At 72.8% G+C, this 13,132-nt stretch carries 10 protein-coding genes and 1 pseudogene; 4 read left to right on the forward strand and 7 right to left on the reverse strand.

The features are described from left to right. The first annotated feature begins 41 nt into the window (after nucleotides 1–41). On the forward strand, nucleotides 42–812 hold the full coding sequence (locus AB0D74_RS00245; protein ID WP_362578341.1) for an SDR family oxidoreductase: 771 nt from the start codon (nucleotides 42–44) through the stop codon (nucleotides 810–812). A 3-nt stretch (nucleotides 813–815) separates the two neighbouring features. Here AB0D74_RS00245 and AB0D74_RS00250 read toward each other — a convergent pair whose 3' ends face one another. Further along, complete coding sequence (locus AB0D74_RS00250) at nucleotides 816–1,733, reverse strand: hypothetical protein (RefSeq protein WP_362578344.1); 918 nt, start codon at nucleotides 1,731–1,733, stop codon at nucleotides 816–818. A 392-nt stretch (nucleotides 1,734–2,125) separates the two neighbouring features. On the opposite strand from AB0D74_RS00250, the gene AB0D74_RS00255 reads away from it, so the two are divergent. Further along, nucleotides 2,126–3,442: a cytochrome P450 gene (locus AB0D74_RS00255; RefSeq protein WP_362578348.1), complete on the forward strand. Its 1,317-nt coding sequence runs from the start codon at nucleotides 2,126–2,128 to the stop codon at nucleotides 3,440–3,442. A 75-nt stretch (nucleotides 3,443–3,517) separates the two neighbouring features. Here the strand turns inward: AB0D74_RS00255 and AB0D74_RS00260 are convergent, their stop codons facing one another. The 4 genes from AB0D74_RS00260 to AB0D74_RS00275 form a co-directional block, all read right to left on the reverse strand. Continuing rightward, nucleotides 3,518–5,047 carry an MFS transporter gene (locus tag AB0D74_RS00260; protein ID WP_362578351.1) on the reverse strand — a complete coding sequence of 510 codons (1,530 nt, stop codon included), beginning with the start codon at nucleotides 5,045–5,047 and terminating at the stop codon, nucleotides 3,518–3,520. A gap of 1 nt (nucleotide 5,048) precedes the next feature. Next, nucleotides 5,049–5,471, reverse strand: a complete 423-nt coding sequence (locus tag AB0D74_RS00265; protein ID WP_362578354.1) for a VOC family protein — start codon at nucleotides 5,469–5,471, stop codon at nucleotides 5,049–5,051. A 7-nt stretch (nucleotides 5,472–5,478) separates the two neighbouring features. Further along, a complete protein-coding gene (locus AB0D74_RS00270; protein WP_362578357.1) occupies nucleotides 5,479–6,249 on the reverse strand; it encodes an SDR family NAD(P)-dependent oxidoreductase in 771 nt (256 codons plus the stop codon). A 123-nt stretch (nucleotides 6,250–6,372) separates the two neighbouring features. Beyond that, the gene (locus AB0D74_RS00275; protein ID WP_362578360.1) at nucleotides 6,373–7,626 is read right to left on the reverse strand and encodes a cytochrome P450; all 1,254 of its coding nucleotides are present in this window, start codon (nucleotides 7,624–7,626) and stop codon (nucleotides 6,373–6,375) included. 443 nt (nucleotides 7,627–8,069) lie between these two features. Between AB0D74_RS00275 and rho the strand changes: the two genes are divergently transcribed. After that, nucleotides 8,070–9,218, forward strand: a complete 1,149-nt coding sequence (gene rho, locus AB0D74_RS00280; protein WP_362578364.1) for a transcription termination factor Rho — start codon at nucleotides 8,070–8,072, stop codon at nucleotides 9,216–9,218. Nucleotides 9,219–9,336: 118 nt separating this feature from the next. Further along, a pseudogene (locus AB0D74_RS00285) lies at nucleotides 9,337–10,182 on the forward strand (serine hydrolase); the annotation flags it as partial. An 89-nt stretch (nucleotides 10,183–10,271) separates the two neighbouring features. Here AB0D74_RS00285 and AB0D74_RS00290 read toward each other — a convergent pair. Both AB0D74_RS00290 and mptB read right to left on the reverse strand, forming a co-directional pair. Beyond that, complete coding sequence (locus AB0D74_RS00290; RefSeq protein WP_362578367.1) at nucleotides 10,272–11,609, reverse strand: glycosyltransferase 87 family protein; 1,338 nt, start codon at nucleotides 11,607–11,609, stop codon at nucleotides 10,272–10,274. After that, complete coding sequence (mptB, locus tag AB0D74_RS00295) at nucleotides 11,606–13,000, reverse strand: polyprenol phosphomannose-dependent alpha 1,6 mannosyltransferase MptB (protein ID WP_362578370.1); 1,395 nt, start codon at nucleotides 12,998–13,000, stop codon at nucleotides 11,606–11,608. Before mptB ends, AB0D74_RS00290 begins: the two co-directional genes overlap by 4 nt. Nucleotides 13,001–13,132 lie beyond the last annotated feature (132 nt).

Below are 13,132 nucleotides of genomic sequence, written 5' to 3' on the forward strand. Positions count from 1 at the left end.
ACATCTCCGCACGCCCCCTGAGAGGAATCACCGTGGAAGCCGTGAGCCGCACGCGCCTGGCGGGCCGTACCGTCGTCGTCACCGGAGCCGCACAGGGCCAGGGGGCCGCGGAGGCCGCCGCAGCCGCCCGGGAGGGCGCGGCGGTGGTCGCGACCGACGTGCTCGACGAGGCCGGCGAGAAGCTGGCCGCGTCCCTGCGCGCCGACGGCCTCGACGTCCGGTACGTCCACCTGGACGTGACCTCGCCGGACGACTGGGCGGCCCTGACGGCCTCCCTGGAGACCGTGCACGGCCTCGTGAACAACGCGGGCATCCCGATGCGGGCCCGGCTCGGGCACGTGGAGCTCGCCGACTGGAACCGGGCCTTCGCCGTGAACACGACCGGCGCCCTGCTCGGCATCCAGGCCCTCGCCCCGCTGATGCCGGCCGGCTCCTCGATCGTGAACGTCGGTTCGGTGGCGGGGCTCACCGCGCACCACGCGGTGGCGTACACGACCAGCAAGTGGGCGCTGCGGGGCCTGTCCCGGGTGGCGGCGCTGGAGCTGGCGCCGCGCGGCATCCGGACGAACATCGTCCACCCCGGGTTCATCGAGACCCCGCTGATGGCCACCGCCAACCCGGTGTTCGTCGCCGCCCACCTGGCCATGACCCCCCAGGGCCGTCCGGGCACGGTCGACGAGGTGGCACCGCTGGTCGTGTATCTCCTCTCCGACGAGGCCTCGTACGTGAACGGCGCGGAGATCACCGTGGACGGCGGCTACGCGGCGCACGGCCCGGTGAAGGCGATCACCGACGCCCTCGACCAGGCCTGAGCCTCAGTCCTTGAGCTGCTCCAGCGTGGACTTGGTGTCGGTCTTCAGCCAGCCGGTCACGTCGTCGAGGGTCGGCGGGTCGGTGTCGCTGTCGTACGTGGAGAAGTACGCGCTGTAGTACATGGTGAACGTCATCCAGCCGTCTCGTACCGCCAGCGTGGCGTACCGCGAGCCGCTGGTGGTGGAGCCGTTGCTGGTGTCCTGGGTGACCAGGTAGGCCTCGTCGCCGATGCCCTGGACCGGCGTGACGTCGTAGTCGCTGTGGCTGTCGCCGTAGTTCTTCCAGGTGGCCGTGAACTCCGGTCCCGGGTCGGTCTTCTTGTGCAGGTCCACCTCCATGGAGAGGTAGGCGTCCCCGTAGCTGGTGCTGGTCTTCTTGAGGCTGAGGCTGCAGTAACTCTGCTCCAGCGCGGGGTCCTTCATGACGTTCTTCGTGGGGGACGAGTCGTCCACGGGGTACTCGTCCTTGAACGACGAGTAGTCCGCGCTGGAGCAGAGGTTCGCGGGCGCGCGGTAGCCGCGCAGGTCCGCGCTGCTCCCGAGGCCTCCGGTCAGGAAGAGACCGCCCGCCCAGGCCGCGGAGGCGACCACCGCGCCCACGACGGCCCACAGCACGGCTCTCCCCGCCGCGTTCCCGCCGGTCGCCGGCGCCGCGGCCGGCGGCGGGTAGCCGTAACCGGGCTGCACGGCATAGGGGTTGGCCTGCGGCGGCGGGACGGGCTGCCCGACGACGGTGGGCTGGGCGTAGGGGTTCTGCGCGGGCGGCGACTGCGGGCTCGGGTACGGGTACGCGGTCGGCTGGGGCGGGATCGGCGGCTGCTGCTCGGGCGGCGGCACCTGCGGGGCGGGCGGCCGGGTGTCGGGCGGCTGGGGGGCCATCGGCTGCGGAGTGGGCTCGGGCTGCTGCGGTGGCGTGGACATGTCGTGAACATAAGGCATAACCAGACATCAAGTCCCGCTCCGGCCACGACCGTTATGGATTGCGGACATCCGTTACGAACCCGGTCCTGATCCACCGTCAGATTTCTGCGGTGCTGCCAGAGGAACCTCGCCCGGGCATATTGCCGCCCACGGGCGGCCGTGCCACGATCGGACAAATATTCGCCCAGATGGCAATGGGGGTGTTCATGAAACGGACACGACGCCTGGTGGCCCGCCTGGTGGGCAGGAAGCGGGTCAGCGGTCGCTACCCGTACTGGCCCTACCAGCTCCGGTAGAACCCCGCGCCCTTCGGGGCCGCAGTCACCGGAGACAGTGGAAGAACGCCGATCGCAGGACCCGTACCGGGGTCCTGCGATCTCCTGGGAGGCGGGATGGCACGCCAGGGAACGCCCGGACGGCCGCCGGGCCCGCGCGGACACTGGCTCACGGGCAACACCCGCGCCTACGAGGCCGACCGGATCGGGTTCCTGCGCCGCTGCCACCGCGAGTACGGCGACGTCTTCTCGTACGACGAGCAGACGGTGTTCGTGATCGACCCGGACGTCACCCACCAGGTGCTGGCCCGCACCGGCGAGAGCTTCGTGACCGAGCTCGCCCCCTTCGACATGCGGCGGGACCTCGACGAGGCCGCCGAGCAGGCCGCGTCGTGGATGTCCGCGCGGCGCGCCGTGTGGCCCGCGCTCAACCGCTCGGCCGCAGCCGCGTCCGACCGCCGGACCGTCGAGATCCTCGACGCGGTCCTGGCCGACGGCGCCGGCCGGGAGGCCGACGTGCTCACCACGATGCGCGCGTTCACGGCGCGGGCCATCGCCGAGTACTGCCTCGGCGCGGACTCCGGCGGCGTCCCCGCGCTGCTCCACGAGGTCATCGACGCCACCAAGCCGTTCACGGACTCGTCCTACGAGTTCCCCGCGTGGCTGCCGATCCCCCGCCACCGCCACTTCTTCCGTGCCTACCGGCGCCTGACCGACGCGCTGACCGGGATCGTCCGGCAGCGGCGCACGGCGCACGGCCGCACACCCGGCAGCGACCTGCTCGGCTCGCTGCTCGTCGCCGATCCGGGCATGCCCGACGCCACGGTCGCCTCGACGCTCCACAGCATCCTCATGGGCGGCCACGGCGTGCCCGCCGCCGGACTCACCTCCGTCGTGTGGGAACTCGCCCGGCGGCCCCGGCTCCTCGGCGACCTGCGCGCCGAGGCGAACGGGCCGGCGGACGGCGACGCGGAGCCCACGGCGGCGGCCACGCTGTCGGCGGCACGACTCCCGCTGGCCGAGGCCGTGGTCCGGGAGACGCTGCGCCTGTACCCGCCCGCGTGGCTGATGACCCGCACCGCCCGCACGGCGGCGGAGCTGGGCGGCTGGTCGCTCAGCCCCGGTGACGACGTCCTGCTCAACGCCTACCTGATCCACCGGGATCCCCGGTGGTGGCAGCGGCCGGACGACTTCGACCCGACCCGGTGGCTGCACGGGCGGCCGGCACCCGGCCCGGCCTACCTGCCGTTCGGTGCCGGGCCACGGGTCTGCCTGGGTTCGGCACTGGCCCTGCGGCAGCTCACGCTGGCCACGGCACGGCTCGCGCAGCGCTTCACCGTCGAGTCGCCGAACGCCGCTTCGGTGGCCCCGGAGTTCATGGGCCGACTCGCACCGGCGGGCCTGCGGGCCCGCTTCACGCCTGTCGGGAACTAGTCGCCGCAGCCGTCCGCGGCAGGTGCGCGCGAAAAGGCCGGGGCACGGGCCCCGGCCTTCACGGTGTGCCGCGGATCAGGCGGACGCGGGCTGCACCGGCGCCTGCGCCACCGCTCGCGCGGTGTTCTTGCGGACCAGCAGCAGGGTGACCAGCGCGCCGAGCAGCGAGGCGCAGCCGCAGATCACCACGCCCAGGGCCATGCCGTGCGCGAGGGCGTCCTGCGCGGCGGCCCTGGCGCTGTCACTGCCCGCGTTGACCACCGCGAGCGGACCGGCCGCGGCCTCCATGCCGGCGTCGGACCCGCTCAGCTTGCCGACCAGCGCGGAGGAGGCCGCGCTCATCGCGATGGTGCTGATCACGGCCGGGCCGAGGCCCTGGCCGAACTCGCGGACCAGGCTGGTCGCGCCGCTCGCCATGCCGGTCATCTCGATCGGCACGGCGTTGACGGCGGCCGAGGTCAGCGAGGAGACCACGCAGATGAAGCCGATGCCGAGCAGCAGCACCGGGCCGATGAAGGCCGCGAGGGAGGTGGTGGTGATGGGCAGAGCGGCGATCCAGAACTGGCCGGCGGCCATCGGCAGCAGGCCGCCCATCAGCAGCCAGCGCGGCTCGACCCGGGTGAGCATCTTGCTGAGCACCGGCGCGAGGAGCAGCGGGATCAGCTGGAGGATGACGAACGGCATGCCGGCCCGCAGGGCGCTGAGGTGCATCACCGCGCCGAGCCGGATGGAGACGCAGTAGGCGGTGCCGATGAAGCCGAACATGCCGGTCAGCGCGACCACCGCAGCCGCCGCGAACGACGGGATCCTCAGCAGTTCCAGGTTGAACATCGGGGACTCGGCGCGGTTCTCCGCGACCACGAAGCCGACCAGGGCCACGGCGGCGAGGACCAGCGCGAAGACGATGGAGGGGCTGCTCCAGCCGCGGTCGCCGCCTTCGATGATGCCCCACAGCAGGGCGGTGAGACCGACGGCGATGCTGATCTGACCGGGCCAGTCCAGCGCGCGGCCCTCGGGCGCCTTGGAGTCGGTGACCAGCGCCCAGCAGGAGATGCCGACCACGACGCCGAGGACGACCGGCGGCACGAACGCCCAGCGGAAGTCGGCGACCGTGGCCAGGATGCCGGAGGAGAGCGGGCCCACGGCGGAGGCGAGGGAGATGCTCAGCGCCCAGGTCGAGACCGCCTTGGCGCGGTCCTTCTCCCCGGGGGTCGCCGCCGCGATCACGGCGAGGGAGCTGGGGAAGAGCGCGGCGGCGCCGATGCCGGCGAGGGCCTGGCCGATCCAGAGCATGGTGATGTTCTGGGAAGTGGCGTTGAGGAGTTCACCGATCGCCAGCACGAATCCGCCGAACACCAGCAGCCGCTTACGGCCGAACAGGTCGCCCACCACACCGAAATTCAGTTCCAGGATCGCGGTGGGCAGAATGAATGCGGAGGTGACCCAGGCGACCTGCGATCCCGAGGCGCCGAATGCGCTCTGGATTTCCCCGTTGATGGGCGAGGGGACGGTAATGCACAGCTGCGCAGCGGCAACTGCCAGACAACAGGCTACGAGCGTGCCCACGTCCAGTTTCTTCACAGCGTTTGTCATTCCCTGCTCCATCTCACGGGTTAACGGTGGTGCCGCGTTCTATGAGTTCGATGAGATTTCCCTCGGGGTCCTTGACCCAGGCCATCCGCACCCCGGGTTCGGGGGACGGGCCGGGGGCGAGGACCTCGCCCGCCCCGAGGGCCGTCAACGCGGCGTACACGGGGTCGAGTTCGGGGGTGGTGACCGCGAAGTGCCCGTATCCCTCGGTGAGGACGGCGGTCATCGGGTCCGGTGCCCTCAGGCCGGGCACGGATCCGGGCCTGGCGAGCAGTTCGAGCCGCCAGCCGTGCGGGTGTTCCAGGACGACACCGGTCAGACCGGGTCCGTCGAGATGGAACTCGAAGACGGTCTTCAGGCCGAAGGCCGCTTTGTACCAGGCGAGTTGGGCGGGCAGGTCGCGTACGTTGACGCCCACGTGGTCGAGTCGTGCGTGCATCGGCGCCTCAGCCCGCCATCGCGCTGTCGCCGCCGTCGACCATGAGGTTGGCGCCGTTGACGAAGGCCGCCTCGTCGGAGCAGAGGAAGGCCGCCGCGCGGGCGATGTCCTCGGGCTGTCCGACCCTGCCGACCGGGATCCGCGCCTCCAACTGCGCCTTCGGGCCGTTCGGGTCGTCGAGGAAGGGTGCGGTGGCCGAGGTGCGGGTCATGCCGGGGGCGATGGTGTTGACGCGGATGCGATGCGGGGCGCCGGCCGCGCACAGGTGCTTGCTCATCGCGAGGACCCCGCCCTTGGCGGCGCCGTGCGGCACCATCGGCATGAACGGTGCGCCGCGCACGGCGGCCACGGAGGCGACGTTCAGGACAGCCCCGCCGCCGCGTGCGACCAGGTGCGGCCAGGCCGCCTGCGTGCAGAAGTAGGGGATGTCCAGCTCGTTCCTGATGGTGAAGTACCAGTCTTCGGCGGGCATCGTCTCGAAGGGGCCGTTCCGCAGCGCGGAGGCGTTGTTGTAGAGGATGTCGATCCCGCCGAATTCCGCGATCCCGGCCTCGATCCACTCCCGCGCCCCGGCTTCGGTGGAAAGGTCGACCGGCGCCAGGGAACGCATGGCACCGCCGGCCTTCTCGACGAGTTCCACGGTTTCCGCGGCGTTCTTCTCGTCGATGTCGCAGCCGAATACGGTGGCGCCCTCCGCCGCGAACACCTGTGCCGCGGCCCGGCCGATTCCAGCCCCCGTTCCACTGATGAAAGCGATTTTCCCGGCCAGTCGACCCATGATTGCGAAGTCCCTTGTCCATGCCGCCGAAGTGCGGTGGTGGCAGCGTAGGTAGGGCCTATGGCGAGAACAAGAAATGCGTCAGGGAAACGCCATCGGGCGTTCGTATGGCTGGTATGCGCGTCAGCCGCCGGATCGGGGGCGCGGCCGTACCGGGAGGGCGTGCACGCTGTTGCTGACGAAGCTGCCCGACCGGGGGAGACCGCCCTCGGGGGCGGCGAGGTCCAGGGCCGGGAAGCGGTCGAAGAGCCGTTCCAGGGCGACCGTGGCCTCCAGGCGGGCCAGCGGGGCGCCCAGGCAGTAGTGGGCGCCGTGGCCGAGGGAGAGGTGGCGGACGGCGTCGGGGCGGGCGGGCCGGGTGACGTCGAAGCGGTCGGCGTCCGGGCCGTGCGCGGCCGGGTCGCGTCCGGCGGCGGAGTAGCCGGCCAGGACCGGGGTGCCCGCGGGGATCACCGTGCCGTCGACGGTCAGGTCCCGCACCGGGTAGCGGAAGGGGAAGTAGCTGACCGGTGCGTCCCAGCGCAGCGTCTCCTCCACCACGTCCGCCCAGCTCGCGTCGCCCTTGCGGACGAGTTCGAGCTGGTCGCGGTGGCCGCACAGGGCACGCACGGCGTTGGTGATCAGGTTGAGGGTGGTCTCGTGCCCGGCGATGATCATCAGGACCAGGGTGCCGATCAGCTCCTCCTGGCCGAGCCGGTCGCCGTCCTCGTCGCGGGCGGCGATCAGGGCGCTGGTGAGATCGTCGCCGGGGTGCTCGGCGCGGGCGGCGGCGACGGTGCCGAGGACGGCGACCAGCTCCCGGTTGGCGGCCACGGCCTCGGCCGGTCCGATGTCGGTGGCCACGACCTGGTCGGTCAGGTGGTGCAGCCGGTCGCGGAGCTCCACGTCCACACCGAGGAGTTCACCGATCACGCCCATGGGCAGCGGCAGCGCGAAGTGCCGGCGCAGATCGGCGACGCCGTCGCCCTCGGCCGCGGCCCGCTCCAGGTCGTCGAGGAGAGTGCCGGTCAACTCCTCGATCCGGGGCCGGAGTTCCTCGACCCGGCGCGGTGTGAAGGCCCGGCTGACCAGTCCGCGCAGCCTGCGGTGGTCGGCGCCGTCGGCGGTGGTCATGCCCCGCACGCCGGCGAAGGTCAGGAGCGGCCAGCCCGCCGGGATGCGGCCCTCCCGCAGCTGCGTGAAGTGCCGGGCGTCCTTGGCGACTTCGGGGTGCTGGAGGAACTCCCTGAGCGCCTCGTGCCCGAGCACGGCCATGCCCTCGACGCCGCCGGGCAGCACGACCGGGGCGACGGCACCGCGCGCCAGCAGCCGGGCGTTGTCGGCGTGCGGGCAGCCGCCTGCGGGGTCCGGGCGGTACGGCTCGGGCGAGGTCTCCACCGGGGGCTCCTGACAGCGGTAGCGGTACGACGCGGACACGGCCGATCGTAGGCGCCCGCGGGCCGGTGGCAAGGAGCGTTTCCCGGCCAGTGCGCCCGGCACGCAGCGGCCTGCCGCGGCTACGGCGACAGCGACAGCGACAGCGACAGCGGAATACCGGTGACCGGTACCATGTTGACGATCGTGGAACCCCGGGTATAGTGCGATCAGCACGTGTGAGCGCCCTTCCATCGGGCGCCGAGTGCCGGTTCCACCCCTCCAGCCGCATCGCCCGTCGCTTCCCGACCGGCCCGCCGGCTTCTCAGCACCACCTCGCGACCAGGGTTTTTCCACCGTTTCCGAGGTGTCGTTCTCCGCCGCACGGAGGCCTGCGCACAGCCCTCCCGCTCGCGGCCCACTCCCCCCTTCACTCATGTCTTCCGTCCGCGAAAGGACCACCTCTCATGACCACCACACTCGAACCCCCTGTACAGCAGCAGGACCGGCCGGCCACCCGGCCCGTCACCGGTGTCCTCGACATCGACGCGGGCGGGAAGGGGCAGCTGCGGGCCCCGAGCTGCCTGCCCTCCCCCGCCGACCCGCAGGTCTCCCCGGCGCTGATCCGCCGTCACGGCCTGCGCAAGGGCGATCTCGTCGAGGGCGTCCGCGGCGACCGGCGCACGCTGACCGAGGTCACGCGCGTCAACGGCCGTACGCCCGAGGAGCTGCGCGGACGCCGTCACTTCCGCGACCTCACCCCGCTCCATCCGCACGAGCGGATCCGCCTCGAACACCCTGCCGCCGGGCTCGCCGGACGGGTCACCGACCTGTTGGCGCCGGTCGGCAAGGGGCAGCGCGGGCTGATCGTGGCGCCGCCGAAGACCGGCAAGACCGTGCTGCTCCAGCAGTTCGCGGCTGCCGTGGCCGGCAACCACCCGGAGTGCCACCTGATGGTGCTGCTGCTCGACGAGCGTCCGGAGGAAGTCACCGACATGCGGCGCTCGGTGCGCGGCGAGGTGTACGCCTCCACCTTCGACCGGCCCGCCAAGGAGCACATCGCCCTCGCCGAACTCGTCGTCGAGCGCGCCAAGCGGCTCGTCGAGGACGGCCAGGACGTCGTCATCCTGCTCGACTCCCTGACCCGGCTGTGCCGGGCCCACAACAACGCGGCGGCCTCCAACGGCCGTACCCTCAGCGGCGGTGTCGACGCGGGCGCGCTGCTCGGCCCGAAGCGGTTCTTCGGCGCCGCCCGCAAGGCCGAGGAGGGCGGCTCGCTCACCATCCTCGCCACCGTCCTGGTGGACACCGGCTCCCGGGCCGACGGCTACTTCTTCGAGGAGCTGAAGAGCACCGGCAACATGGAGCTGCGGCTGGACCGCGAGTCGGCCTCCCGGCGGGTCTTCCCGGCCGTGGACATCGCCCCCTCCGGCACCCGGCGCGAGGAACTCCTGCTCACCCCGGCCGAGTTGACCACCGTCCGCGGACTGCGCCGGGCCCTGCAGAGCCGGGAGGGCACCCCGAACGGCCTGGAGACGCTCCTGGAGCGGCTGCGCGAGACCCCGGACAACGCGACCTTCCTGCGGCGCGTGCAGCCCACCCTGCCGGCGGGCTGAGACCGGGCCCCCTCCCGACGGGTGCACCTCGGGCCGGGCATGCGGCATCCGGGTTGCTCAACGCCCCGACCGGCCCTGGCAGCGCGCTGGACACCGCCATCGTTCCTACGTTGATCATATGACGATCGGATTGACTGGCCGATTCCCTCGGCGAGCGGCGGTGACGACCTGCTCCGTCTGCCTGGCGGGCCTGCTGGCGCTGACACCCGGTACGGCCGCCGCCGGCAGCGCGGCGCTCGACCCCGCCCCGCCCCCGAGGGCGGTGGTGCCCGGACCGTCGCTGCTCTACCGCTCCGGCACGCAGGTGCGGCCACACTCCGGGGCCCCGGCCCTCCCGGACCTCTCCGCGCTCTCCTGGCTGATCGCCGACGCGGACACCGGCCAGGTGCTGGCGGCCAGTCACGCACACCGCCGGCTGCCACCGGCCAGCACCCTCAAGACCCTGTTCGCGCTCACCGTGCTGCCCGTCCTGCCGGCCGGCCTCCAGCACCAGGTGACCTCCAGGGAGCTGGCGGACGTCCCCGAGGACAGCAGTGTGGTCGGCGTCGAGGCGGGCCGCACCTACCAGGTGTCCGACCTGTGGCGCGGGGTCTTCCTCAGCTCCGGGAACGACGCCGTGCACGTCCTCGCCGCGCTCGACGGCGGCTGGCAGCGCACCACCACCCGGATGCAGGCCAACGCCCGCGCCCTGGGCGCCCTCGACACCCAGGTCAGGTCCCCCGACGGCTACGACGCACCCGGGCAGGTCTCCTCCGCGTTCGACCTCGCGGTGTTCGGCCGGGAGGGGCTGCGCAACCCCGACTTCGCGCGGTACTGCTCCACCGCCGAGGCCCGCTTCCCCGACGGCGCGGGCTGGTCGTTCGGCATCGAGAACACCAACCGGCTGCTGACCGGCGCGGACGGCGTGGGCCGGTATCCCGGCCTGGTCGGGATCAAGAACGGCTACACCAGCAACGCCGGCAACACCCTCGTCGCCGCCGCCCGGCGCGGCGGGCACACCCTCCTCGTGACGGTGATGAACCCTCAGGACGGCGGCGTGTACGACGAGGCCCGTCAGCTGCTCGACTGGGGTTTCGAGGCGGCCGGACGGGTCGACCCGGTGGGCTCGCTGGACGGTCTGCGGCCCAGACCGCGGCCCCGGCCGGGCCCGAGCACCGTACCGATGGCGGCGGCCACGGCACCCGACGACGACTGGTCGGAGACCGCCGTCGTGGCCGGGCTGGCGGCGCTCGGCGCGGGCGCCGTCACCCTGGCGATGCGGCTCAGGGGCGAGCGCTCCGGCCGGGGCTGACCGACCGGCAGCCACAGCAGCAGGCCCAGCGTGATCCAGGTGTAGATGTTGCTGCCGAGGAACCCGTCGACGCCGGACGCGTCGTCGAACCACAGCCACACCACGCTGGTGCACATCACCGCGTAGAGGGCGCCCGCGATCCGCGGGTGCCCGGCACGCGCCAGCAGCACGAACGACGGCAGCACCCACACCAGGTGGTGCACCCAGGTGATCGGGCTGACCAGGCAGGCGGCGAGGCCGGTGAGCGCGAAGGCGGCCGTCCAGTCGGAGGCCGCCACGGCCCTGCGGGTCCGCCACGCCCACACGGCCAGCGTGAGCAGCACCACGATCGCCCACAGCGGCTTGTCCGGATGGCCGAGCCGGGCCAGGACGCCCTGCAGCGACTGGTTCGAGACGTAGTCGAGCCGGCCGACCCTGCTGGTGTCCCAGAGCGCCTGGGTCCAGTAGAACCGGGACGCCCTCGGATCGGCCCAGGCGGCGAGCCCGGTGGCGGCGAGCGCCACGGCCGTGGCGATGCCGGCCGCCCGCCACTTGCGGCCGATCAGCAGCATGAAGATGAACAGGGCCGGCGTGAGCTTGACCGCGGCGGCGAGCCCGATGCCGGCCCCGGCCCAGCGGCCCCGCCCGCTGCGCAGCAGGCAGCAGTCGGCGAGCACCAGGGCGAGCAGTATCAGGTTCACCTGACCGAAGCTGAAGGTGTCCCGCAACGGCTCGAACAGCGCGAGCCCGCACAGCGCGAGCGCCCACCGGTACCAGCCCCAGCGCCGCCAGCCCGGGCCGGCCAGGATGCGCAGCACGAACGCCAGCGCGGCCAGGTTCAGCAGCAGCGAGGCCGCGATGGCCAGGTGCAGCCCCACCAGCGCCATGGGCAGCATGCCGACGGCGGCGAACGGCGGATACGTGAACCCGTACGTCGTCCCGGGCACCCGGTAGTCGTAGATCCGCCCGCCGTGGTGCACCCAGGTGTGCACGGTGCCGTAGTACACGCGCAGGTCGAACCAGTCGCGCAGCAGCGGCACGGTGGCCGTGAACAGGGTCACGGCGGCGACGAGGACCAGGACGAGCAGCACCCTCCCCCGGTCGGTACGCGGACCTCTCATGCCGTACGTCCCACGGCCGGGGCCTGCGCGGCCTGGTGGGCCTGCCACAGCACGACCACGCCGAGCACCCCGCCGGAGACGGCGAGGACCAGCTGGCCGATGTCGGCGGGGCCGCCGCTGGGCAGCACGGCGAGGGCGAGCACGCCGGTGACGGCCGCCACCCGGTGCCGTACCGAGGTGCTGGGCGCCGCGGCAGCTATCAGGAACAGGCCCCAGATGGCGTACCAGGGACGGATCGCCGGCCCGAAGGCCGCGACCGCGGCGAGGCTCAGGCCGAGGGCGTAGACCGGGCGGGGCCGCAGCCGGACCCATATCAGCAGCACGGTCACCGCGGTGAGCGCCAGTCCGAGCAGGTGCCAGGCCGGGACGGCGAGCGGCGCCAGGTCGCTGCCGAAGTGTTCGAGGATCCGGCCCGTGACCCGGCCGAGCAGGCTGCTCAGCGCCCAGTTGTGCGGGGAGACGGGCGTGTCCAGCGCCCTTATCCACCCGTACCCGGTCCCGGCGACGGCGGTCGCCACCACCGTCGTCGCCCCGGAGGCGAGCGCCGTCGTCAGCGTGGCCCGCACGGGGCTGCGGCCCTTGCGCGCCTGTACGACGATCACCGCGAGCAGGCCGAGCGCCGCGGGCGCCTTCACCAGGGCCGCGAGCGTGACCAGGACGGCGCCCAGGACCGGCCAGCGGCCGAGCGCCGCGACCAGGCCGAGGCCCAGCAGGCCGAGCATGATGGCGTCGTTGTGGGCGCCGGCGACCAGGTGCAGCAGCACCAGCGGGTTGAGCGCGCCGAGCCAGAGCGCGGCGGCCGGGTCGGCGCCGCTGTGCCGGGCGAGCCGGGGCAGCGCGGCTGCCATCAGGCCGACGCCGAGCAGGGCGACCAGCCGCATCCCGAAGAGCCCGGCCGGGAGTTCACCGCGGGTGAGCCCGGACAGCAGCGAGGCCACGCCCATGAACGCGGGCCCGTAGGGGGCGGCGGTGTTCTGCCACACCGGCGCGACCTCGTCGGCCAGCGGGCCGCCGAGCTGGGCGGGCCCCGAGGTGTAGACGTCCATGTGCGCGTCGACCATGGCGCCCTGTGCGAGGTAGCTGTATACGTCGCGGCTGAACAGCGGGGGCGCCAGCAGCAGCGGGGCCGCCCAGACGGCGAGGACCAGCAACAGCTGCCGCGGGGTGGGCGGTTCGGAGCCGCGCACCAGGCGGCCCAGCAGCAGCCACGCCGCGATCAGCAGGACGACGCCGAAATAGACGCCGACCAGGCCGAACGCCGCCTGCACGGAGCTGGGTGCGAGCAGATCCTCCACGGGCAGGGCGCCGGCTGTCTCACCTCCCAGGGCAAGGAACGCGGTGCCGGCCAGGCCCAGTACCTGGCAGCGGCGTAGATCGACGGGAAAAGCCATGGCCAACACTGGGTCAGCGTGTCAATTGCGGGTGGCCGGAAAGCGACAGGGTGTTTTCCTGGGAGAGGACTGGTTGTTACCTGTGGGTGGTGGTGCGCGGCTCGCGCGCTGGTGGGACAGGGCCGGAGGTGC

The sequence above is a fragment of the Streptomyces sp. NPDC048278 genome (assembly GCF_040652195.1).
Taxonomy (GTDB): Bacteria; Actinomycetota; Actinomycetes; order Streptomycetales; family Streptomycetaceae; genus Streptomyces.